We start from the raw sequence: 23,214 nt of genomic DNA on the forward strand, positions 1-23,214 counted from the left end.
CCCCAGGGACGGGACGGGTAGGGGCGGCGGGGGCGAAAACAACCCCGTTGGTCACTCCAGGCGGCGGAAGCTCAAACTCTCCCCCAGGGCGCCCGCGCGCCACAGGTCGTTGCAGGCGTCGGCCATGGCGTCCAGGCCCTCCACCACCTGGCCCCACACGATCCCGGGCACCCAGCCCACGTCACCGTTGAGGAGCAGGTTGTTGCGCTCGTAGAAGAGGGCGAGGTCGACGACCGTGGTCCCGGGACGGTGTTCGCGGTCGTAGCCGTAGGCCTGCGTACCCAGTTCGGTGCCCGAGAAGGCGAAGTAGCACAGGTCCCCGGGGATCGGAGTCACCGTCGGATTCTCCAGCGGTGGCTCCGAGACGGCGAACGCCGGGAAAAGGGCATAGATCTCGTTTCGTGCGTATTTGGCGTGATAGACGTCGTTGGCCAGCGGCAGCGCGTCCCAGACCGCGGCGCAGGTGATCGGCGCGCGATCGTCCAGGAGTTTTGCCGTGCAGTGGACCTGCCGTTTGACCAGCGAGACTTCGATGTAGCGGTCGGCCATGCACTCCATGGCATGCTCTGTGATCCTCGCCGTCAAGAGGGCCTCACCAACCGGCGGGGCCAAAAGCGATCTGCATATTTCGCATGGTCCCGGGTAGCCGCGCGGCCATGGCTCCACCACTTGGGAACGACGCAAACGGACGCGCGGAGGAACGCGCAAAGGAACCCGCAGGGATAAGAGGGACGAGCCGGAGGTCGCTGCTCGCCGGCGTCGCGGCGTTCGGCGCGCTGGGCGCCGCCGGCTGCAGCCGGGTGCCCACCGCCGCGACCGGTGTCGAGGGCGGTGAGCTGCTCGACCGTCTCCGGGCCCAGGGCGTCGCCCGGCTCGGCATCGCGGGCGAGATCCCCTTCGGCTACATCGACAGGAACGGCGAGCTGACGGGCGAGGCGCCCGAGCTGGCCAAGGCCATCTTCAAGCGGCTCGGCGTCGACAGCGTCCAGCCGGTGCCCACCGAGTTCGGCTCGCTCATCCCCGGACTCAACTCCCAGCAGTTCGACGTCGTGTCGGCCGGGATGTACATCAATCCCGAGCGCTGCGAGCAGGTGATCTTCTCCGATCCGGACTACCAGATGAAGGACGCCTTCATCGTGCGGAAGGGGAATCCCAAGGGACTGCGCGACTACAAGGACATCGTCGAGAAGAAGGCGAAGTTCGCCACCGGGACGGGGTACGCCGAGATCGGGTACGCCGTCGAGGCGGGCTACAAGGAGAGCGACATCCTGATCGTGCCCGATCAGGTCGCCGGGCTGAACGCCGTGGAGGCGGGACGGGTCGACGTGTTCGCGGGGACGGCGCTCACCGTCCGCGAGGTCGTCAAGAAGTCCCGCAAGGCCGAGTCCACCGAGCCGTTCGCACCGCTCGTCAAGGGAAAGCCGCATGTGGACGGCGGGGGGTTCGCCTTCCGGCCGACCGAGACGAAGCTGCGCGACGCCTTCAACGCCGAGCTGCGGAAGCTGAAGGAGAGCGGTGAGCTGTTCCGCATCCTGAAGCCCTTCGGCTTCACCAAGGAAGAGATGACCGACATGACCGCGAAGGAGCTCTGTCGCGGATGACATCGGGACTCTGGGAACTCGTACTCGAAGGCATCTGGGTCACCGTCCAGCTGCTCGTCTGCAGCGCTCTGGTGGCCACGGCCGTCTCCTTCGTGGTCGGTGTCGCCCGCACCAACCGGCTGTGGATCGTCCGCTTCCTCGCGGGCGTGTACACCGAGGTGTTCCGCGGCACGTCCGCGCTGATCATGATCTTCTGGGTGTACTTCGTGCTGCCGCTGGCCTTCGGCTGGCAGCTGGTCCCCCTGTGGGCGGGCACGCTGGCGCTCGGGCTGACGTACGGCGCGTACGGCGCGGAGATCGTGCGCGGCGCCCTGAACTCGGTGGATCCGGCGCAGCGTGAGGGCGGCATCGCGCTGAGCTTCACGCCCTGGCAGCGGATGCGGCTGATCCTGCTGCCGCAGGCGGTGCCGGAGATGATCCCGCCGTTCTCCAACCTGCTGATCGAGCTGCTCAAGGGCACCGCGCTGGTGTCCGTGATGGGCATGGGCGACCTGACGTTCAGCGCCAACCTGGTGCGGCTCGCCCTCCAGGAGAGCACGGAGATCTACACGTACATCCTGCTGATCTACTTCGCCATCGCCTTCCTGCTCACACGGCTGATGCGCGGACTGGAGAACAAGCTCAAGGCCGGGCTCGGCAAGCAGGTCGGGAGCACACCCGACAAGGAGCTGCGGCGACCCGAAACGACCGGCGTGGGCGCGGGAGGTGCTCTCGGATGACCTGGGACTGGGGCGCTGTCGCCGACTTCATGCCACGCTTCTGGGACGGACTGCTGCTCACGCTGCAGATCCTCGCCCTCGGCTCACTGATCTCGTTCGCGCTGGGCCTGGTGTGGGCGCTGCTGATGCGGGCGCCGAGCCGGTTCGTGCGCTGGCCGGTCGGGGCGGTCACGGAGTTCATCCGCAACACCCCGCTGCTGGTGCAGCTGTTCTTCTTCTTCTACGTACTGCCCGAGTGGGGCCTGACGTTCTCGGCGCTGACGACGGGCATCTTCGCGATCGGCCTGCACTACTCGACGTACACGATGCAGGTCTACCGCGCCGGCATCGAGGCGGTGCCCGCCGGCCAGTGGGAGGCGGCCATCGCGCTGAACCTGCCGGTGCGGCGCACCTGGACGGCGGTGATCCTCCCGCAGGCGATCCGCCGTGTCGTCCCGGCCCTCGGCAACTACGTCATCGCGATGCTCAAGGACACGCCGATCCTGATGACGATCACCGTCCTGGAGATGCTCGGCGAGGCACGGCTCTTCGCCCAGCAGGACTTCCAGTTCACCGAGCCCCTGACGGTGATCGGTGTGGCCTTCATCCTCATCGCCTATCCGGCCTCCCTTCTCGTACGAGCCATGGAGCGACGCCTTGTCCGCTGACACCCCTTTGATGAAGCAACCCGACGCAGACGCCAATCCGCCGGTGGACGGCAGCGAGCTGATCCGCTTCGACCACGTGAGCAAGCGGTTCGGGAGCAACACGGTCCTCGACAATCTCGACTTCTCCGTGGACGCGGGCAAGCACGTCACGCTGATCGGACCGTCGGGCTCGGGCAAGACCACGATCCTGCGGCTGCTGATGACCCTGCTGAAGCCCGACGAGGGCACCATCACGGTCGCCGGGGACCAGCTCTTCCCGGCGAGCGAGAAGGAGGTGCGCGAGGTCCGCAAGAAGATCGGGATGGTCTTCCAGCAGTTCAACCTGTTCCCGAACATGAAGGTCCTGCGCAACATCACCGAGGCCCCGGTCACCGTCCTCGGCCTGTCCAAGGACGAGGCCGAGCAGCGGGCCCGGGAGTTGCTGGAGCTGGTGGGCCTCGCGGACAAGTGCGACGCCTATCCGACGCAGCTGTCCGGCGGGCAGCAGCAGCGGGTGGCGATCGCGCGGGCTCTGGCGATGCGTCCGCAGGTGCTGCTGCTCGACGAGGTGACCTCGGCGCTCGACCCCGAGCTGGTCGCGGGCGTGCTCGACGTCCTCCGTGACATCGCGCGCACCACCGACATCACGATGCTCTGCGTGACCCACGAGATGAACTTCGCCCGGGACATCTCGGACCAGGTCCTGATGTTCGATTCTGGCCATGTGATCGAGTCCGGGCCGCCCGAGAAGATCTTCGGCGATCCCGAGCACGAACGAACGCGGGAGTTCCTCGGCGCGGTTCTCTGATTACGAGAAGTGAAGACTTCAACACACGAGGTCACGCTTACTGGGGCGTGACTCTGGCATATGCCAGAGTGCAGGCACCCCTGCTGGGCGCCCCGGTGGTGCGCCAACTTTCTCGCGAACAACCCCTCCCCCTACGCCTCTTGGGCCGTATCGTGGACAACGGCAAGTGTCGTTCAGCTGTCCAAAAACCGGCCCGAGAAGCGCAGGGGGAACCGTGGCGCTCAAGCACGAGCCGACCGCGCCGTACCACTCGGCCCAGGACGCCCTGCGCGTCCTGGACACCGTGGGACGCCGATCCGCCGGCGTCACCGACGCCGAGCTCGCGCGCCAGACCGGCCTCGGCAGGGAGCGGCTGACCTCCCTCCTGCTGATGCTGCGGCGCGAGGGGTACGTCGAGCAGATCACCGACGGCGCGTACGTGACCGGGGAGGCCCTCAGCCGCCTCGGCTCCGCCCGCGACCGTGACCTGGCCCTGCGCGACAAGCTCCAGCACACCCTCGACCGGCTGCGCGACTCGCTGGGCGCCGCCGTCTACATCAGCCGGTACGTCGACGGCGAGATCGACATCACCGGCTGCGCCGAGAGCCCGACGACCCCGGCGGTCCACGAGTGGGTGGACTTCCGTTCCTCCGGCCACGCCAGCGCGATCGGCAAGAGCCTGCTGGGGCAGCTCGACCTGAACGCCCGCCGGGACCACCTCTCCCGGCACAGGCCGGCCCGCCTCACCTCACGCACGATCACCAACGAGAAGGTGCTGCTGAGCAAGCTGGACGCCCAGACGGCCACGGTGCCGGTGCTCGACCTCCAGGAGTACGCGGTGGGCACGGTCTGCGCGGCCGTCCCCATCACCGCGGGCTCCTCCGTCGGCTGCCTGGCGCTGTCCCTGCCGGTCGAGCACGCGCACCGGCTGAAGCAGGCGGCGGACACCCTGAACCGGGGCGCGGCACCGGTACTGCTGTCGCTGGCGCTCTAGGAGCAGGTCCGACCCGGGAGACCCAGGTCACGTTTGAAGGCGGTCAGGAGCACCCGTTCGGACCAGGTAGTATTTCCTCTGTCGTCAACCGCGAGAGCGGGAAGCGACAGAGTCTGCGCCGCTAGCTCAGTTGGTTAGAGCAGCTGACTCTTAATCAGCGGGTCCGGGGTTCGAGTCCCTGGCGGCGCACATATGAGAAGCCCCTCGCTACAGCGAGGGGCTTCTTCCGTTACCGGGCCAGCAGCTCCTCCCTCCCCCGCACCCGGTACTCCGCCACCAGCCCCGCCACGTCCTCCGCGTCCAGCCTCCGGTACGCGGACTCCCCCGGCGGCCGCCACCACACCGGGTCCGGGCACTGGAAACCCTCGCGCCGCAGCCGTACGCGGTGGATCTTGTTCGTGGCCGTGACGGGCATCCGCTCCACGACCCGGACGAACCGCGGCGCCATCTTCGTCCCCAGATCGGGCTGGGCCGGCAGGAACGCATCGAAGGCGAGCGGGTCGAAGGTGCCGGCCAGCGTCGCCATGACCTGGTCGCCCGCCACCGGATCGGGCACCGCGTACACGGCGACCGCGTCCGCGCCCTCGTACCGGGCGAGGATGTTCTCGATCATCGCGGCGGCCAGGTTCTCGCTGTCGACGCGGAGGCGGTCGTCCGCGCGGCCGGCGAAGTACAGGAAACCGTCCGCGTCCCGGTAGAAGAGGTCCCCCGTCCAGTACCAGCCGTCCCGCTGCCGTGCCGCGTCCGCCTCGGGGTTGGCCCAGTAGCCCTCGAATGGGTTGGGCCCGCGGTTCACCAGCTCGCCTATCGCCTCGGCCCCGTTGAGGAGCCGCCCCTCCGCGGTGAAGTCGGCACGTGGGCACTCGGTCCGTGTCTCCGGGTCCACCACCGCCAGGTCGTCCCCGGGTGCCGCCCGTCCGATCGCGCCCGCCGGCGTCCCGGGCGTCCGCTGGATCGCGGCGCCGCCCTCGGAGGAGCCGTAGCCCTCCACGAGCCGTACCCCGAAGCGCTCCTCGAAGGCCGCCGCGTCCACCGTGCCCGCCTCCGTCCCGAAGCCGAGCCGCAGCACGTGGTCCCGGTCGTCGGGGCGGGGCTCGGTCGCCAGGATGTACTGCACGGCCCGCCCGACGTAGGTGAAGTACGTCGCCCCGTACGCCCGTACGTCGTCCAGGAAGCCCGACGCCGAGAACCGCCGCCGCAGCGCGACCCCGGCGCCCGCCGTGAGCGCGGGCGCCCAGTCGGCGATCACCGCGTTGCCGTGGAACATCGGCATGCAGACGTAGTGCACGTCGTCCGGCCGCACCCCGAAGTGGTCCACGAGCGACCGCCCGGCCGCCGCGAGCCGCCCCTGGGAGCAGATCGCGGCCTTGGGCGCGCCGGTCGAGCCGGAGGTGAAATAGAGGAGGAGACGGTCCTCGGGCGTGGCCCGGGCCGGGTCCGGCTTCGCGTCGGCGTACGGCGCGAGCAGGTCCTCGTACGCCGCCGTGTCGGTCACCAGCAGCCGCACCCCCGGCGGGACGAGGCCGTCGAGCAGCGGGAGGTGGATCCGCTCGGTGACGAGGACCCGGCAGTCGGTGTGCAGGATGTCACGGGCCAGCTCCGGGCCCCGGCGGGTGGGGTTGATCCCGGCGACCGCGGCCCCGGCCAGGGCGGCCGCGGCGATCCACAGCGGGTACTCGGGGGTGTTGTCGAGCAGCACGCCCACGTGCGGCTCCGCCCCCGGTGGCAGCAGCTCGGCCAGCAGCGCCGCCCGCGCCGCGGCCCCGGCGGCCGTCTCGTGGTGGCTCAGCACCCGGTCCTCGAACCACAGTCCGGGCCGGTGGTCGCCCCAGCGGGCGGCGACGAGTTCCGCGATCGTACGCCTCGTGGACTCCATGGGGGCGCACGGTAGCTGACGGGACGTCAGTTGGGGATAGAGAAGACGGCCACGATGAATCCGAGCGCGAAGAGGAGCACGAACCCCAGACAGCCGAGGGTGCACCCCGTGGCCACCGCGTTCCCGGAGCGGTTCGGCGGGTGGGCCGTGGCCCGCTCCGGACGGTCCGCCGAGTAGTGGACGAGGGCGATGTCGCCCTCGACCCGCGTCGACGGCCCGTTCGTCTCGTCGAACCGGATGACGCGGCCGTCCCACGTCCAGAACTCGTAGACGTGGTGCAGGGTCGTCCGCACGGCAGCCTGACCCCCGCCGCTGGTCGTCGTGTACGTCCGCAGGCAGCGCGCCTGGGCGGTCAGCCCGCTGCTCCAGGCCCGCCTGACCTCGCGGGAACGGCCGATCACCTTGACCGCGGCGAAGACGACGAGGGCGATCATCAGCCCCGGTATCAACAGAAGAAAGAGCTCCATGTACGTCCCCCGGTGTTCCGAGCGCCGCCATGATCGGCGGCGTGTCGGGGAACGTACCCGCGTCAGGCGCGCGGTCCCCTCAAGAGATGCTCAGAATCAGAACTGGTCGCGTGTGCCCGGACGGGAAACCGGCCGGGCACACGCGGACCCCGTCCGGGCGGGGGTCAGAAGGTGACGTCCGAGCAGGCGTAGAACGCGTTGCCCGTGTCCGCGATGGTCCACACGGCGAGGATGACGTGGTGGCCGCTCAGGCCGGACGGCAGCCTCCCGGTGTGGGAGAGCGTGGACGGCGGGCGCTGGCCGTTGTACGGGACCGTGAAGAACGGGGTGAGGTTGAGGTCCGAACGGGCCAGGGCGTGGTTCTGGTTCCAGCCCGCCTTGGTGACGTAGTACTTGAAGTCGGTCGTGGCGTGCATGGCGGTGAACTGCCAGCGGAACGTGTAGTTCTGGCCGCCCGTCACCCGGGTGGTGGGCCAGGCGCCGCCACCCGGCTTGGTGGCCGAGTTGAGCTGGCCGAACCGGCCGACCCCGCCGGAGCAGAGCTGGCCGTCGGCCGGGCCGGAGGCCGGGAAGCCCTTCGGGCCCTCGACGCTCTGCGGCTCGTACTGGATGTCGCCGCAGCCCGTGACCGTGCCGTTCTGACAGAGCTTCTGCCGGCTGATGGGGAGGTCGGTGTAGCCGTGGCCGGAGGCGCCGCCGCTGGAGAGCACGAGGGCTCCCGTCGTGGCGAGGCCGACCGCGGCCGCGTACCACTTGGTCTTCTGACGCATGCTGTGCTCCTGGAGAACGTGGGGAGTTCCGTGAGCCGTGCGTGCGCATCGCGATGCGGTGGGGAGTACGCGTACGCGTGTGGGAACGCGTACGGGTTTCAGGTCTAGACCAAGTCTCAGATTATGACCGGCACTTGAACATGTCCATACCAATCCAGGGTCAATCCCGGGGCAATCCAGGGACAATGCCGGGTCGTTCAGGGCGACCCCTCGCGCCGACCCGTGCAGAACGCCACCGTGAGGTCCTTCACCAGCGCCTTGCGCTCGTAGTCGTCCAGTTCGACCAGGCCGCGCGTGGTCAGCCGGGTCACGGTGTCCTCGACGGAGTCGACGACCGAGGAGAGCACCGTGTCGCGGTGCTGGGCGTCGAGCGCGGCGATCCGGCGGCGCTGCATGACCGCGGCCACCTCGGGCGCGTACTCGATCCGGGTCGGCTGGGCGGAGAACACCTCGAGGCCCACCGGCGCCGTCTCCGCCGCCACGAGCCGGGTCAGTGACTCGCTCACCGCGTCGGTGTTGCGCAGGGTCGCGTCCTTGACGAGGGCGGCGGGCGGCACGTCGGCCGGGAGCCGGGAGAGCACCCGGGACAGCGCGGCCTCCACGCACTCGCGCAGGTACTGCTCGTGGTCCTCGATCCCGAGCATCGCCCGCGCGGTGTCCTTGACCCGCCAGGCGACGAGCACGACGACCCGGAGCGCGACCCCGTTCGCGTCGACGGCCGGCATCGGCTCGCTGCGCCAGTGCCGCAGCCGTACGTCGACCCGTCGGCGCAGCACCAGCGGATTGACCCACATGAGCCCCGTGCGCCGCACGGTCCCGCGGTACCGCCCGAACAGCCCCAGCACCCAGGCCCGTCCGGTCCGGCCCCGCGCGAGCCCGCCGAACCCGAACAGTCCGAGCGCGCCGGCCCCGGTGTACGCGGCCCACAGCGCCGGACCGAGCCCGGCGCCCGGGGACTCGGGGAGCCCAGCCGCGGCCAGCACGGCCTTAGGCAGCACCCCGGCCCACCACGAGGTGAGCACACATCCGGCCAACCCACACGTCCCGGCCAGCACGCCGGCCACTCCGGGCAGCACCCGTGCGGGCCGCTCGACCAGATCGGGGTCGACCTCGGGCGCGGGCCGTGGCCGCACCTGGCCGGGCAGCCCCTGACGCACCCTCGGCTGCTCGCCCGTCCCCCGGCGCCGCCCCACGACGGTGGGGGTCAGCGGCACGGCCACCGGGTCGATGTCGTCCCGGAACAGCAGGTGCACGGGGATCTCGGTGGTGGCCTCGTTCTGGATGAGCCGGGCCGGGCGAACGACCCTCTCGGGCTCGGGTGTCTGCGAAATGGTCGTACTCATGTGCGCCTCCATGCCTCCGCGCAGCCCTCAGTCGTCCTCAGTCGTCCTCAGTCGTCCTCACAAGAACAGGCGCCGCCACGTCTCCGGCCCCGGATAACCGTCGGCCGCCCCGCCGCGCCACCCCTGGGCCCGCTGGAACGCCTCCACGTTCCGCCGGTCCGCCTCGGTCCAGCGTGGCCCCGGACCCACGGCGTAGTACTTGCCGAACCCCTTCCGGACCAGCTGCCGCCCGAGCTCGGTGACGTACGTGTTGTCCGCCCCGGGCCGGAACATCCCGCGCCCCGGATAGCCGTCGACTCCGTGTGAGGCGGTCCGGCCCGGCGCTCCCGGGCTCCCGGTCGCCCCCGGGCTCCCCGTCGCCCCCGCGCTCGGAGCCTCCGGAATGTCCTGTCCCAGCCCGTCGACCAGGTACGCCCACGTCGTCGGACCCGGCAGCCCGTCCGCGGCCGGCCCGGTCCACCCCTGCGCCTCCTGGAACGCCTTCGTGGCCCTGCGGTCCGCCTCCGTCCAGACCGGTCCGGGACCGGTGGTGTAGAAGCGCGACGCGCCCCTTTCCACGAGCATGCGCCCCAACCGGGTGACGTACGCGTTGTTCGCGCCCGGTCCGAAGTACACCTCTCCGGGGTACTCGTCGCCCGCTCTGGTCTCCTCCGGCTCCGCCCCCGCGTTCCCCGTCTCCAGCCCCTTGTAGCGGTACGGCACATAGCGGCTCGAGTTCTTCGAGTACGCGTACGGCGTCACCTGTCTCCGGGCGTGCGGGCGGGTCGACTCGTACGCCACGTAATAGGCCCGTGTGGAGTCGGTCCAGCCGCCGAAAATGACCACGTGCGAGCCGTTCTGCGGGTCGGCCGGATTGTGGAACAGGAGCATGTCTCCGGCCTGCAGTTCGTCCTTCGAAATCCGCACACCGTACTTGGCGAGACTGCCCGTCCATTCGTTCCGGCCCAGGTTCCAGGCCATCGAGACAAAACCCGAGCAGTCCTGCCGGTAGCCGTCCGACCAGTAGGAGGTCATGCTGTACGGGACTTGCGCCGCGACCCACCGCTTGGCCCGGTTGATGATCTCCGACCGGGTGATCGAGGGAAGGCCGGCGATGTCCGGGGGAGGGTCGTCGGGCGTCGGCTGCCCCTCCGAGCCGTGCAGCGGAGCTTCCGGCCCCTGGGGCGTGTCGGGCCCGTCATCTGCGGGAACGCCCGGAACGACGGGTCCGTGGGTGGCGGCGACCGCCGGCATGGCGTGCCCCACGCCGAGGGTCGTGCCCGCCGCGGCGGCCAAGGACGCGAGGGCGAGGCCACGGCGGGCCGCCGGATGGCCGACGCCGCCCGGCGCCCGGGAATGCGGCATGACCCGCCGCCAGTGCGCACATCCGGGGCATTCGCAGTCACTCGTGGGATCGAATTCCTCGAATACCGGGGTTCCCATGTGCTTCCCTTCCACCCGCCGACTGGACATTTCCGCGTTTCCGCATGATCGTCAGTTTCGCAACCGTCATCCGATGTCGCATGTTGACGGTCCAAACGATGTACGCACGCGACCGAATGGGGGACGCCCGGGAACCGGCGGCGCGTGCGACGGGCAAGGAGCACCCTTCCGTGTCGGAAGCACCCTTCCCGGTCCGGTAGAGTTCTCGGGGTCAGCAGGCGCCGCTAGCTCAGTTGGTTAGAGCAGCTGACTCTTAATCAGCGGGTCCGGGGTTCGAGTCCCTGGCGGCGCACCGACTGGAGAAGCCCCTCGCGCGGCGGGGGGCCTCTTTGTCGTACGAGGCGGCGGGCAGGCTACCCGGTGCGCATGTGTGAAGCCACCAATCGAGCGCGGTTACGCCCGAAAGTGCGCGTTACCGCACCCCAATGTGCCCGTATGACCGGTAAACACCGTGTTTCGCATCTTGCGATCATGATGAACGCCGTAGAACCCTGGGCCGTAAGAGACTGCGGATACACGGCAGTTGGGGGGCTTGGGCCGGGTTCGGCCGTGGCGGGGAGCAGAGCCCCCCGTCCATGAAGGGATGCCTAGGGGGGCATCATGCAACCGGAAGGTCTTCGTCCCATGTCTATAAGGTGGAGATGACGTGGGGACGCAGGCCGACCACTGACACGTCCGGGAACGGTCGAGGGGGACTCGAACCGGGCGGAAGGACCGACGAACACACACTGATGTGTGTGCGGGGGGATGACTCATGACGTCGACGCCGACGGGCGCCCGGCAGAATTTCGACCCGTCCGAAACCACCCAGCTCAGGGTGCCTTCGCATCGGACGGGCAGCTTCCGCAGGATCAAGAGGACACTGCCCAGATACGACTACGAGCACTACAGCCGACTCGCGGGCCCCCTCACTCAGCCCGATCCGACGAAGCCGTACAAGGTGCAGTACCGCTCGCTGCTCTCGCAGGAGCCGCACCGCCTCCGGGCCGCCCTGATGCTGGGCGCGGCTCCGGTGCTCTCCCTGGTGCTGCTGTTCTGGCTGCTGCAGCCGGAGCACTGGACCGAACGGGACTACCCGGCCTACGACTTCCTGCCGGCGCTCGACATGGTGATGCTGGTCTCGATCGGTCTGATCGAGTTCTTCCGCTGCATGAACGTGCTGTCGAACGCGCACGCCACGCTGGTCGCCCGCGACCCGGTCCCGGTGGTGCCCGAGACCGGCACCAGAGTCGCCTTCCTCACTTCCTTCGTGCCCGGCAAGGAGCCGCTGGAGATGGTGACGAAGACGCTGGAGGCCGCGGTGAAGATCCGTCACCGCGGACTCATGCACGTCTGGCTGCTGGACGAGGGCGACGACCCCGAGGTGAAGGCGGTCTGCGAGCGCCTCGGCGTGCACCACTTCTCCCGCAAGGGCGTCGCGAAGTGGAACCAGCCCAAGGGCCCGCACCGCGCCAAGACCAAGCACGGCAACTACAACGCCTGGCTGGACGCGCACGGCGACGACTACGACTACTTCGCCTCGGTCGACACCGACCATGTGCCGCTGCCCAACTACCTGGAGCGGATGCTCGGTTTCTTCCGCGACCCGGACGTGGGCTTCGTCATCGGCCCGCAGGTGTACGGCAACTACGACAACCCCATCACCAAGTCCGCCGAGTCGCAGCAGTTCCTGTTCCACGCCCTGATCCAGCGCGCCGGCAACAAGTACGGCTCCCCGATGTTCGTCGGCACCTCCAACGCCGTACGCATCAAGGCGCTCAAGCAGATCGGCGGGCTGTACGACTCGATCACCGAGGACATGGCGACGGGCTTCGAGATCCACCGCCACAGGAACCCGGCCACGGGCCGCAAGTGGCGCTCGGTCTACACCCCGGACGTACTCGCGGTCGGTGAGGGCCCGGCGGCCTGGACGGACTTCTTCACCCAGCAGATGCGCTGGTCGCGCGGGACGTACGAGACGATCCTCAAGCAGTACTGGAAGGGCTGGTACTCGCTGCCGCCGAGCAAGCTCTTCAACTACACGATGATGATCATCTTCTACCCGATGTCGGCCCTGAACTGGATCCTGGCGGCGCTGAGTTGTGCGCTGTTCCTGGGTCTGGGTGCCTCGGGTGTGAACATCGACCCGACGATCTGGCTCATGCTCTACGGCAACGCCTCCGCGCTGCAGATCGGTCTGTACGTCTGGAACCGCCGCCACAACGTCTCGCCGCACGAGCCGGAGGGCTCCGGCGGTGTGGCCGGCATGGTCATGTCCGCGCTGTCGGCGCCGCTCTACGCGAAGGCGCTGATCGACTCCGTACTGCGCCGCAAGAGCAAGTTCGTGGTCACCCCCAAGGGCGATTCGGCGAGCCCGGACACCTGGTTCGGGACCTTCCGCTACCACTGGTACTTCATCGCGATCTTCGCCGCTTCGATCGGTGCGGGCTTCTACTTCGGTCACTCGCACCCCGCGATGATCACCTGGGCGACGTTCGCGCTGCTGATCACCGCCTCGCCGATGTTCGCCTGGCGCTGGCAGATGCGCCAGGACGCGAAGAAGCCCGCGGGCGGGGCACCGGCCGCGGAGCCGACGCAGGACGCCGTGACACCGACCCAGCAGTTGCCGGTCCAGCCGGGCCCGCAGGGACCCCATGCGGGCCACGCACCGCAGCACAAACCGAGCTGGGCGGCCACGAACGGGGGCAACGACCAGACCATGCAGATCGCCCTTGGGGGACGTAAGAAATGACAGACCGTGCAGGCCGCCGTCGCGCTCGTCGTCTGGCGATAGGCGCGGCGGTGGTCCTCGCGCTGGCCGGGATGAACGGGCCGTGGCTGTATCGCTTCGGGACTGAGCAGTACCACCAGTACAAGATCAACAGACCCGAGTACAAGGCCGAGAACGGCAAGTGGGAGATCGTCGAGTTCCCCAAGGAGTACCGGCAGAACACGATCCACGCGGCGCTGCTGCGCACGGGGAAGGTGCTGCTGGTCGCGGGGTCGGGCAACGACGCGGACAACTTCGACGCGAAGAAGTTCGACACCCGGCTCTGGGACCCGGTCAAGGACACCATCAAGAAGATCCCGACGCCCGCCGACCTGTTCTGCACGGGACACACCCAGTTGGGCAACGGCAACCTGTTGATCGCGGGCGGCACCAAGCGGTACGAGAAGCTCAAGGGTGACGTCACCAAGGCCGGCGGCCTGATGATCGTCCACAACGAGAACCCGGACAAGCCGATCACCCTGCCCGCGGGCACCAAGTTCACGGGCAAGGAGAACGGCAAGACGTTCATCTCCAAGGACCCCGTGCTCGTACCGCGCGCGAAGAAGGTGTTCGACCCGGCGACCGGCAGGTTCCTGCGCAACGACCCGGGACTCGGCCGTATCTACGTCGAGGCCGCGAAGAGCGGCAAGAAGTACGAGACCGGCACCGAGGACAACTACCGGATCCAGGGCCTCACGGGCGCCGAGGCGCGCAACACGTACGGCATCGCGCAGAAGCTCGCCCTCGACAAGAAGGACTTCCAGGGCATCAAGGACGCCTTCGAGTTCGACCCGGTCGCCGAGAAGTACATCAAGGTCGACCCGATGAACGAGGCGCGCTGGTACCCCACGCTGACCACGCTCTCGGACGGCAAGATCCTCTCCCTCTCCGGACTGGACGAGATCGGCCAGCTGGTGCCGGGCAAGAACGAGGTCTACAACCCGGCGACCAAGGCGTGGACGTACACGAAGAAGATCCGGCAGTTCCCGACCTACCCGGCCATCTCCCTGATGCAGAACGGCAAACTGTTCTACTCGGGCGCGAACGCCGGCTACGGCCCCGACGACGTGGGCCGCGACCCGGGCGTCTGGGACCTGGACACCAACAAGTTCACCAAGATCCCCGGCATGAGCGACCAGAAGCTGCTGGAGACCGCCGGCACGGTGCTGCTGCCGCCCGCGCAGGACGAGAAGTACATGGTGATCGGCGGCGGCGGGGTCGGCGAGTCGGAGAAGTCCAGCGAGAAGACCCGCCTCATCGACCTGCTCAAGGACGACCCGAAGTTCGTGGACGGCCCGTCGATGGAGAAGGGCACGCGCTACCCGCAGGCCTCGATCCTGCCCGACGACACGGTCCTCATCTCCGGTGGCTCGGAGGACTACCGGGGGCGCGGCGCCTCCAACATCCTCCAGGCCCGGCTCTACGACGCGAAGAACGGCGACATGCGGCGGGTGGCCGACCCGCTGGTGGGCCGCAACTACCACTCGGGGTCGCTCCTGCTTCCCGACGGCCGGGTGATGTTCTTCGGCTCCGACTCGCTCTACGAGGACGAGGCCAACACCAAGCCGGGCGAGTTCGAGCAGCGCATCGAGATCTACACGCCGCCGTACCTGTACCGGGACGCGCAGCCGTCGCTCTCCGGGGGCCCGAAGACGATCAAGCGGGGTGGCTCGGCGACCTTCTCCACGAAGCACGCCTCGTCCATCAAGACGGCCCGCCTGATCCGCCCCAGCGCCTCCACCCACGTCACCGACGTCGACCAGAAGTCCATCGCCCTGGACGTGAAGCCGTCCGGCGACAAACTCACGGTGACGGTCCCGAAGAACCGCAATCTGGTCCAGTCGGGCTGGTACATGCTGTTCGTGACGGACGACCAGGGGACACCGAGCAAGGCGCAGTGGGTGCGGGTTCCGTAGAGCCGTAGGACGGTTTCCCCGGAGCCCGCGGGCTCCGGGGAACCGTCAGGACTCGTGGTCTCCCGCGTGTTGACGTGCCGTGACCCTCCCGATCACCAGGATCGCCAGGACACCCACGACCACCCCTGTGACCTGGTCGTACAGGAAGGATCCGCCGGGACGCGACGCGAACTGATGGGCTGTCGCCGTCCCCACGGCCTTGGCGAGCCAGGCAACCCACCAGGCGTTGATCAGCCACTCCCCACCGGCCGGACCGCTCGCGCGCCAGATGTCCAGCGCCGTCCGCCGCGGTATCCACCACATGGCCACCGGGATGAACCAGCCTCCGACAGCGAAGCCCGGCGCATACCTGTGGGTTCCGGGGGCGAAGACCTCGGCGTTGAGCCGACAGCGCCTGAACCAGCACAGAAACACGACGACGGCGGCAACGAAGAGAGCCACCGACACGGACGCGTACCGCGCGGAGGACACCGACTGTGCGACGGTCTGTGCGGCGATCAGTGCCTGCGCGGCGACGGCGAGCGGTCGGGGGTCGGCAGTGGGCCTGCCGCCGTCGAGCACGTCGTTCTCCATGGCCGTCATCGCAGGTGGAACCCGGATGTCTCGTCCCACAGGATTCCGTTCCACTCCGGCAGGGCGTAGCCCTGGATGAGGTCGTTCAGCACGGGGTCGGAGACTCCGCTGAGGGTGGTGTTCAGCATCAGGTCCACGCCCGTGACATCGAACTCGCTCGAGGCGGCGGTGGCGAGTTCGACATAGAGCTGAGGGATCTCGCCGCCCACGCTCACCTGCACGTACTGTTCCAGCTCCTTCTCCCCCGGACGGCGGATCCGGATGTCGGTTGCCGCCCAGCCGTCCCCCAGCGTGATCTCACCGCGGGAGACGCCCGCGTTCTCCGCCTCCAGGAAGTCCAGCAGCTGTTCCAGTGCCGCCTGTGCGGACCGGCCGCCGGAGCGGCCCAGAACTCCGTACTCAAATGCCATGGTGACTCCTCGGGCATTCACTCGTCGAACACGTACTGGATCTTGATGCCGAGGTTTTTCTTCAGCCAGGCATCCTTCTTCTCCTGCAGCGGATCCTTCTGCACACCGCCCGACTTGGTCTCGATGTACCAGCTGACGTCGCCGTTCGAGTCGAGCATTCCGATGTCGTACTTCCGTTTGCCGTAGGGGGTGGGGAACTCCAGGAGGTGCGGCTTCTCCGCTTCCGTCACGACGTTCAGGCCCCGTTGCCGCATGGAGTCGGCGATGTGGTCACGATAGGCGTCCCCGACGAGCTTGTTCAGCGTGACCTGGCTGATGCCCAGCAGGTGGCACAGGTTCTTGTCGTCGTTGTGGACCAGGACCGGAGTCCCGCCCGCGAGCACGTAGTACGTGTGGAGCTCGGTGACGGTGAGGTTGTACATCTCGGCCGCACCGGGCCGGGCCACGACTTGGGCCACCACCACGTGCCGGTCGCCGGCGGTGATGAGGCTGTGCCCCGGAACCAGCCGCCCCGCCGGGACCCACGCGTGCAGGGTGTCGTCCCAGAACGGGTGCCCGTAAGTGGTGTGCAGGGTCCGCGAGGCCCTGTGGCCGTCGCTGATCCTCAGGTCCACCAGGTCCTGGTCACGGTGGACGAGCCGGGCCGCCACGGTCCGGGCACCGCGGTGTCTGCCGTTCGCCGGATCCGCGGCCTCGACCTCGTCACCTGGTCGGACCTTCCCGATGGGTCTGGTCTTCCCACCCGCGAGGAGCACCTTGGTCGACGGGGTGAAGCTGCAGGTGCGTTTCGCGTCCCTGCTGAGCGTTCGGATGAAGCGGACGGACCCTCCTTCGACCGCTCCGATGTCCCAGGTGGAGATCGCCTCCCCCAGCACGTCGCACTCGTCCTGGTTGCCCTTGACGCAGCGCACCCAGGGCACGAGGACGGTCATGTCCCCGAGTGCGGAGAGCAGTTCCTTGCCCAGTTGCTTGTCGGCGTCGATCTCCGCCTGGGTGTAGCAGACGTCGAACTTCGGGTCGGGGTTGAAGGCGTTGCCGAAGCACTGGTTGGGATTGAAGAAGTAGTCGTAGACCTTCTGGACCTTCTTCTTCTGGTCCTTGGTCAGGCCTGGGCTCTTGGACGAGCTGCTGGAGGACTTCTTGGTGGTCGGGTGGTCCGGGTGGCCGTCGCCGTTCTGGTCGTTCTTCGGGCAGGGGACGTCCGAGCCCCAGCCGCCGCAGTCGAGGTGCAGGCCGGTCGGGTCGCTGTGGGAGACGGGGCTGCTGTTGGAGTAGGCGTAGGCGTTGAGCTGCTGGGGGTCGGTAGGGTCGAGGACCGGGTCGACGGAGAGGAAACGGCCCGTGGTCGGGTCGTAGTCCCGGGCGCCGAGGTGGACGAGGCCCGTGCTCGCGTCGTCGGTGCCGCCGACGTAGCCCTTGTCACCCGGCCAGTCGGCCGGGGCCGCGCCCCGCCCGGTGCCGAACGGCGTGGAGCGTCGCTGCCGGAGCGTGGCGTTCGCCGCGTCGATGGCGAGCTGGGAGGTGCCGTTCTGGTCGCTGATCAGGAAGGAGAGCTTGTTGTCGCTGGTGCGGACGGCCTGGTTGCCGCCGCCGAGGTCGTAGTAGCGGGTGGCCTTGGCGGTGGTGGCGTTCTTGGCCAGGGTGAGCTCGGTGTCGCCGAGGTACAGCGTGGTGTCGGCGTCCGTGCGGGTGATCAGGCGGTTGCCGTCGGCGTCGTAGACGTACGAGGTGGTGGCCGTACCTCCGCTGCCGTCGGGCTTGGTCACCTTGGTGAGGTGGCCCTCGGCGTCCCAGGTGAGCGTCTGCTGGTCTCCGTCGATGGTGCGGGTGTGGGTGTTGCCCGCGTCGTCGTAGGTGTAGGTGTCCTGGGAGACGCCGTCCGGTCCGGTGGTGTCGACCTGGGTCAGGGCGTGCGGGCGCGTGCTGCCCGGGGAGGGGTAGCCGTAGGTGCGCTCGACGTCCTTGCCGGTGTCGCCGGTGGTGTCGTGCTCGGTCTGGCTGCGGCGGTTGCCACTGAGGTCGTAGGTGTACGACTGCCAGTACGGGGCCGGCCCGCCCAGCACCGACGCCGACGGGGCCTGGGCGCAGGTGGTGGTGTTCTGCGCCCAGGCCTCGGTCAGCCGACCCAGGTAGTCGTAGGTGAAGCACTGGTTGTCGGTGCCGTCGCGGGAGACGTCCGAGATCGCGGTGATGTCGCCGGACTCGTCGTAGGAGTAGGTGGCCGACTTGTCGGTGCCGGAGACGCCGTCCCGGTTGACGCTGGAGTTGTGCAGCCGCTGCGTGCCCCACTCGTAGGTGTTGGTGAGGTCCGTCTTGGCGCCGCCGCTCGCCTGGTACGTGTACTGCAGCGGCTTGCCGGTGTAGCTGTAGGCCGTGTTGGTGAGGTACGTGGCGCCGCCACTGCCGCCGATGGTCTTCACCCGCAGCACGTCGTCGTAGGTCGGGGCGACCGTCTCCGCGGCGATGCCGCCCGCGGCGGGGTAGCTCGCCGACTGGACGGTCCCGTCCACGTTGTACTGGACGTTCTTCTGGTAGGAGCCGGCGAGGACCCCCTCGGAGGACGGGATCGTGACGGTGGTCCGGTGCGGACGGTAGAGGGTGTCGTAGAGGCTGTACGTGGTGGTGTAGGCGCTGCCCGTCGAGCCGCCGACGTAGCGGGTGGCGGAGGCCAGTTGGCCCTTGAAGCCGCTGGGGTCCCAGACGTGCTTGGTCAGCAGGGTTCCCGAGGCGTCGCCGTCGTGGGTCTCTGTCTCCCGGCCGAGGTTGTCGTAGACGTGGGTGATCTTCTTCTGGTTGGCGTCGAGGGTGTAGGTCTGCTGCCCGAAGTCGTCGTACTTCGAGGTCGTGGTGCCCTTGTCCGGGTCGGTCACCTGGGTCTCGTTGCCGCGCTGGTCGTACTGGTAGGTCCAGTCGTTGCCGACCGGGTCGGTCAGCTGGGTGAGCTTGCCCGCCGGGTTGTACTCGTAGAGCGTCTTGTCGGGCGTGCCGGTGGGCGTGGCGCCGTGGTACTGCCACAGCTCGGTGGTGTTGCCGCGGGCGTCCTTGACCGTGGTGGTGGGCGTGGCGCCCTGGGGCGGGGTGACGGTGGTGCGGTCGCCGCCGTAGGCGGTGGTAGTCGTGGACAGCACCGTGCCGTGGTCGCCGTTGCCCGCCATCTGCTGGGACCGCACGACCCGGCCGAGACCGTCGTACGTGTTCCAGGTCTGCGTTTCCACCGACAGCGCGTTGTCCGGGACCAGCAGGTCCGACGACGGGGCGCTGGTGTTGTAGTACGAGGCGAAGGTCTTGCTCGTCAGTCCGCGTTCGTCGTAGAAGGTGTCGTTGACCAGGCGGCCGCCGTCCGGTCCGGGGGCCTGGATCTGGCGCGGGCGCAGGAAGCCGTCGTAGAGCGTGTACGCGGTTCGGCGGCCGGTGCCGTACAGGGTGGTGGTGCCGACCGCGGCGGGCTTGCCGTCGGTGATCGTGTAGGAGAACTCGTAGTTCGGGGTGTCGCCGTTCGCCTTCACCCGGTTCGGCAGCCAGACCTTCAGGGAGCGGCCGAGCGCGTCGTACGTGCTGTCGGTGCGCTTGCTGTTGGCGTCCAGGACGGTGGTGGGCAGGCCGCGCACCGGGTCGTAGGTCGTGGTGGTGGTCTGGGCCGTCGTGGAGTCGCCCACGGTGGCCGGCGGGGTGGTGACCGTGGAGCTCGTCGGGAAGCCGGTCGTGGGGGTGTAGGCGGTGGTGGTGGTACGGCCGTCGGTGCGGGCCGTGCGCGCGGGGGCGGTGGTCTCGGTCGCCTTGACGGTGGCGGTGATGTCGGTCGACGTGAGCTGGCGCCCGTAGGTGTCGAAGGTCGCGCCCGCCTCCAGGTAGGTGCCGGTGGTCCCGTCGTGGCTCAGCAGGGAGGCGGTTCGGGTGGCGTCGCCCTTGGTGGGGGCCACACCGTAGTCCTGGCCGTCGTAGGCGGTGCGGACGTCCGAGATGACGTCCTTGGTGCGGTCGGGGGTGTCGGCGCACTTGACCGCGACGGTCTCCGACCGGGAGGGCTTGGTCAGGATCCAGGCAGTGGTGTTGTCGACGTAGGTGGTGCGGGTGCACCGGTTGTCCTTCGCGGTGGACTCGTCGCCGAAGTCGTCGGTCTGGGTGACGCGTCCGGCGGTGTCCTCGAAGGTGTTGGTCTTGTACGTGGTGCGCCAGTCGGTGCCCGCGCCGCCGTCGAGGGAGGTCCAGGTGCGGGTGGAGGCGGTGCCGGTCAGATTGGCGGTGGTGGTGCCCCAGGTGCGTACCCGGGAGGCGGTCTGGTGGTGCCAGGGCGTGTTGACGGTCTTCTCCAGGACCTGTCCGCCCGGCCCGCTGTAGCTCTCCGTCTTGTACTCGAAGCCGGCGACGGAGTCGTGGTCGGTGATGGTGCCGCCGTGGTCGTCGGAGACGGTCACCGACTTGGTGCCGCCGGACGGGGAGGCGCGGTCGCCGTCCATGCCGCGCAGGAAATAGTGGTCGGTCTGCGACTTCATGCCGACCGGGTCCTGGCCGCCGGTCTGCACCCGGACATGGCCGTAGCCGCGCCAGGTACCCCACGTCTTGTACTTCTCCTTGGTCAGCCCGTCATCGTCGTCGTAGTGCCACGCGGCCCCGTCGAGGTAGCTGTAGCGGGTGAGCATCTCCGGAGAGGACTGGGTGCGGTCGATCTGGGTGACGGAGTCGACGACGTACTTGTTGAACCACTGCAGGCTCGGGTCCGCGTCACCTTCCTTGGTGAAGTACACCGGGAAGCAGCGGGTCGTGTTCGTCTGAGGGGTCGGCAGGTCGGAGGCGTCACAGGCGGCGGTGGAGTACTCCACGGCCAGTTCCCCGCCGGACTCGTCGGAGATGCCGGACAGGCGTTCCTTGATGAAGGGGGAGGTGTCGTCGCCGCTGACGTCGAGGCGGTTGGCGCGCTGGTCGTAGTCGAAGGTGACCTTCGGCAGCGCAATCTCGGTGCTCGCCGACTTGCCGGTGTGCTGGAGGGAGTCGAGCAGCAGCTGGTAGTCGATGTCCGAGGTGCCCCAGCGGTGGGCGAGTGTCCAGTTGTCGACGGCCGCGTAGGTGCCGCCGGACTGGAGGGTCTCGGTGGTGACCCCGGTCAGGCGCTTGCGGGTCCAGAAGCTCGGTGAGTACGACTTGGTGCAGTCCTCACCGGACTTGCAGTTGAGGTCCCAGGGGGTGTCGTACCAGTAGAACGACTTGTCGTCGATCGTGGACGGGTCGCAGGTGACACCGGTCTCCGGCAGGCACCGCTCGGCGGAGGTGAACCGGACCCTCGCCAGGGCCTTGGCGGAGTAGTTGGAGGAGTTGCGCAGCCCGTACTCGATGCGGTCGAGGTAGCCGCCCCGGTCGTAGACCGTCTCGTCGGACGGCTTCAGGTCGCGGGCGTAGTAGTTGGTCTCCTTGTTGTAGTAGTAGGCGATGGTGTTGCCGTGGGCGTCGACCGCGTAGTCGAGGTTCCAGCGCCAGGCCTGCTGGCACCACGAGTCGGCGAACGCGGCGGCGTGGCAGGGTTCGCCGTCGTCGTCGCCGTACACCGGCACGGTCCACGTCGAGTTGGTCTCCGGGTCGCCGGAGGCCCAGCCCGTGAGCCGGTTGTACCCGAAGTAGTAGCGGGTGCCGTCGGTGGTGGTGACACGCCAGTACTCGTCGTTGTGGGCGCCGTTGGCCCGGACGTTGGTGTCGGAGCCGTAGAGGCGGTCGACCTTGGTGCCGTCGTCGCCCTTGATCCGGAAGCTGTTCGTGCCGGTCGCGATCAGTTCGCCGGAGTGTCCGTTGAAGGACAGCGTGGCGTTGTCGTAGGCCCAGCACACGTCACCCGGCTTGGAGCCGTCGGCGTTCTTGACCCCGTCGTCGGCGCAGGACTTGTAGCTGCGTTCGATGGAGCCGGGCCAGAGGTTGAAGCCGTCGCCGGCCCAGGAGGCCTGGTTGTTGGTGTTTGCGGTACGGCCGTCGATGCCGCCGGAGGAGTACGCGAGGGTCACCTTCGGGGAGAACGCGCCGGGGACGCCCGGCACCGGCATGTCGTATGACCAGGAGAAGTCGCCGGTGTTGAGGTTCGTCTGCCAGGCGGAGGAGGCGGAGAGCTGGGTCGCCGTGTAGTCGCCGTGGTCGCTGGAGGAGCCGGTGGTGGCCGCGAGCAGCATGGGCGTCGCGGCGCTCCGAGTGGAAGGGGTCGCCGTGGAGGTGGTCGCTGTCGAGGTGGTCACCGCGGAGGCGGTGAGGGTGTGTGTGGAGGTGTCGTTGTGCGAGGCGACCGGTATCGCGGTGGCGCACTTGGCGGCCGTGGGGTGGGTCGCCGCGCAGGCGGGGAGCCGGACGAGCCTGAGCCGGGCGCCGTAGGCACCGCCGTAGGCCTGGGCGAACTTCGCGTAGTCCACGCGGACGCCGACCGTGTCGCCCTTGGCCCGGGCTTGCGGCGTGAGGGAGAACAGCAGGCCGTCGACGCCGGCGCGCCGGGCGGTCTTCTGGTCGAGCACGCGGACGGTGGCGGGGCCGGAGAGGGGGGTGTGCCGTCCGGACCTGGCCTCGGGCTTGGGCTTGGCCTCGGGCTTGGACTCGGGCTGGGGCTTGGGCTTGGGCTTGGTGATCAGGGAGACCGGCAGGCTGCCCGCGTGCACGGTGGCCGCCTTGGCGCCGGGCTTGAGGGTGACCGTGGCCGAGCCCGCCCTGGCCCAGCCGTGGTGGGGAGCGGTCTTCGGGACCCGCGGCTCGCCGTCGCTCGTCCGGTGGCGCGGGGTGACGCCGTGTCCGGTCAGCGGCTTCTCGGCCTTGGGCACGCGGGGCAGGTCGCGGGCCTCGGCCAGGGGTGCGGCCGTGGCCTGGAGGATCGACCCCACCAGGACGGCGGGGACGAGAAGGGCGACCCGGCGCCGTACGCCTTTCGCCGTCATCCGTGCTCGCATCACGATCACTTCGTCCTCGTTGCTCGCGCCATGGCATGCGGCATGGCAGGGGT

General features: G+C 68.9%; 16 protein-coding genes and 2 tRNA genes. 9 read left to right on the top strand and 9 right to left on the bottom strand.

The window, feature by feature from the left end:
• Positions 1 to 51: 51 nt before the first annotated feature.
• Positions 52 to 549: a DUF3830 family protein gene (locus tag FNH08_RS11460; protein ID WP_194238457.1), complete on the bottom strand. Its 498-nt coding sequence runs from the start codon at positions 547 to 549 to the stop codon at positions 52 to 54.
• Positions 550 to 656: 107 nt separating this feature from the next.
• On the opposite strand from FNH08_RS11460, the gene ehuB reads away from it, so the two are divergent.
• From ehuB to FNH08_RS11490, 6 genes are all read left to right on the top strand, one after another.
• The gene (ehuB, locus tag FNH08_RS11465; RefSeq protein WP_152771359.1) at positions 657 to 1,601 is read left to right on the top strand and encodes an ectoine/hydroxyectoine ABC transporter substrate-binding protein EhuB; all 945 of its coding nucleotides are present in this window, start codon (positions 657 to 659) and stop codon (positions 1,599 to 1,601) included.
• On the top strand, positions 1,598 to 2,320 hold the full coding sequence (ehuC, locus tag FNH08_RS11470; RefSeq protein WP_152771360.1) for an ectoine/hydroxyectoine ABC transporter permease subunit EhuC: 723 nt from the start codon (positions 1,598 to 1,600) through the stop codon (positions 2,318 to 2,320). The genes ehuB and ehuC overlap by 4 nt, the downstream gene beginning before the upstream one ends.
• Positions 2,317 to 2,967, top strand: coding sequence for an ectoine/hydroxyectoine ABC transporter permease subunit EhuD (gene ehuD / locus FNH08_RS11475; RefSeq protein ID WP_152771361.1), 651 nt, complete (start codon positions 2,317 to 2,319; stop codon positions 2,965 to 2,967). The genes ehuC and ehuD overlap by 4 nt, the downstream gene beginning before the upstream one ends.
• 10 nt (positions 2,968 to 2,977) lie before the next feature.
• Complete coding sequence (ehuA, locus tag FNH08_RS11480; RefSeq protein WP_152771362.1) at positions 2,978 to 3,754, top strand: ectoine/hydroxyectoine ABC transporter ATP-binding protein EhuA; 777 nt, start codon at positions 2,978 to 2,980, stop codon at positions 3,752 to 3,754.
• A gap of 214 nt (positions 3,755 to 3,968) precedes the next feature.
• Positions 3,969 to 4,727 carry an IclR family transcriptional regulator gene (locus FNH08_RS11485; RefSeq protein WP_322724253.1) on the top strand — a complete coding sequence of 253 codons (759 nt, stop codon included), beginning with the start codon at positions 3,969 to 3,971 and terminating at the stop codon, positions 4,725 to 4,727.
• 115 nt (positions 4,728 to 4,842) lie between these two features.
• Positions 4,843 to 4,916 (top strand) — tRNA-Lys (locus tag FNH08_RS11490).
• Between the two features lie 40 nt (positions 4,917 to 4,956).
• On the opposite strand, the gene FNH08_RS11495 is transcribed toward FNH08_RS11490, so the two are convergent.
• The 5 genes from FNH08_RS11495 to FNH08_RS11515 form a co-directional block, all read right to left on the bottom strand.
• Positions 4,957 to 6,603, bottom strand: a complete 1,647-nt coding sequence (locus FNH08_RS11495; RefSeq protein WP_152771363.1) for a long-chain-fatty-acid--CoA ligase — start codon at positions 6,601 to 6,603, stop codon at positions 4,957 to 4,959.
• Positions 6,604 to 6,629: 26 nt separating this feature from the next.
• Complete coding sequence (locus tag FNH08_RS11500; protein ID WP_152771364.1) at positions 6,630 to 7,070, bottom strand: DUF3592 domain-containing protein; 441 nt, start codon at positions 7,068 to 7,070, stop codon at positions 6,630 to 6,632.
• A gap of 164 nt (positions 7,071 to 7,234) precedes the next feature.
• Positions 7,235 to 7,840 carry a lytic polysaccharide monooxygenase auxiliary activity family 9 protein gene (locus tag FNH08_RS11505; protein ID WP_152771365.1) on the bottom strand — a complete coding sequence of 202 codons (606 nt, stop codon included), beginning with the start codon at positions 7,838 to 7,840 and terminating at the stop codon, positions 7,235 to 7,237.
• Positions 7,841 to 8,037: 197 nt separating this feature from the next.
• A complete protein-coding gene (locus FNH08_RS11510; RefSeq protein WP_152771366.1) occupies positions 8,038 to 9,183 on the bottom strand; it encodes an SPFH domain-containing protein in 1,146 nt (381 codons plus the stop codon).
• Positions 9,184 to 9,240: 57 nt separating this feature from the next.
• The gene (locus tag FNH08_RS11515) at positions 9,241 to 10,605 is read right to left on the bottom strand and encodes a peptidoglycan-binding protein (protein ID WP_152771367.1); all 1,365 of its coding nucleotides are present in this window, start codon (positions 10,603 to 10,605) and stop codon (positions 9,241 to 9,243) included.
• A 218-nt stretch (positions 10,606 to 10,823) separates the two neighbouring features.
• On the opposite strand from FNH08_RS11515, the gene FNH08_RS11520 reads away from it, so the two are divergent.
• The 3 genes from FNH08_RS11520 to glxA all read left to right on the top strand — a co-directional run bounded on the left by FNH08_RS11520 (position 10,824) and on the right by glxA (position 15,270).
• Positions 10,824 to 10,897: transfer RNA gene (locus tag FNH08_RS11520), tRNA-Lys, on the top strand.
• Between the two features lie 462 nt (positions 10,898 to 11,359).
• The gene (locus tag FNH08_RS11525; protein WP_152771368.1) at positions 11,360 to 13,336 is read left to right on the top strand and encodes a glycosyltransferase family 2 protein; all 1,977 of its coding nucleotides are present in this window, start codon (positions 11,360 to 11,362) and stop codon (positions 13,334 to 13,336) included.
• Positions 13,333 to 15,270 carry a radical copper oxidase GlxA gene (gene glxA / locus FNH08_RS11530; RefSeq protein WP_152771369.1) on the top strand — a complete coding sequence of 646 codons (1,938 nt, stop codon included), beginning with the start codon at positions 13,333 to 13,335 and terminating at the stop codon, positions 15,268 to 15,270. Before FNH08_RS11525 ends, glxA begins: the two co-directional genes overlap by 4 nt.
• 45 nt (positions 15,271 to 15,315) lie before the next feature.
• On the opposite strand, the gene FNH08_RS11535 is transcribed toward glxA, so the two are convergent.
• From FNH08_RS11535 to FNH08_RS53030, 3 genes are read right to left on the bottom strand one after another with little or no spacing between them, the layout of a single operon-like run.
• The gene (locus FNH08_RS11535; RefSeq protein WP_228034043.1) at positions 15,316 to 15,843 is read right to left on the bottom strand and encodes a DUF4328 domain-containing protein; all 528 of its coding nucleotides are present in this window, start codon (positions 15,841 to 15,843) and stop codon (positions 15,316 to 15,318) included.
• A gap of 5 nt (positions 15,844 to 15,848) precedes the next feature.
• Positions 15,849 to 16,253: a hypothetical protein gene (locus FNH08_RS11540; protein WP_152771371.1), complete on the bottom strand. Its 405-nt coding sequence runs from the start codon at positions 16,251 to 16,253 to the stop codon at positions 15,849 to 15,851.
• A 17-nt stretch (positions 16,254 to 16,270) separates the two neighbouring features.
• Positions 16,271 to 23,161, bottom strand: a complete 6,891-nt coding sequence (locus FNH08_RS53030) for a polymorphic toxin-type HINT domain-containing protein (protein WP_265579763.1) — start codon at positions 23,159 to 23,161, stop codon at positions 16,271 to 16,273.
• Positions 23,162 to 23,214: the final 53 nt, after the last annotated feature.

Origin of the sequence: Streptomyces spongiae (genome assembly GCF_009377185.1) — a bacterium.
GTDB classification, from domain to species: domain Bacteria; phylum Actinomycetota; class Actinomycetes; order Streptomycetales; family Streptomycetaceae; genus Streptomyces; species Streptomyces spongiae.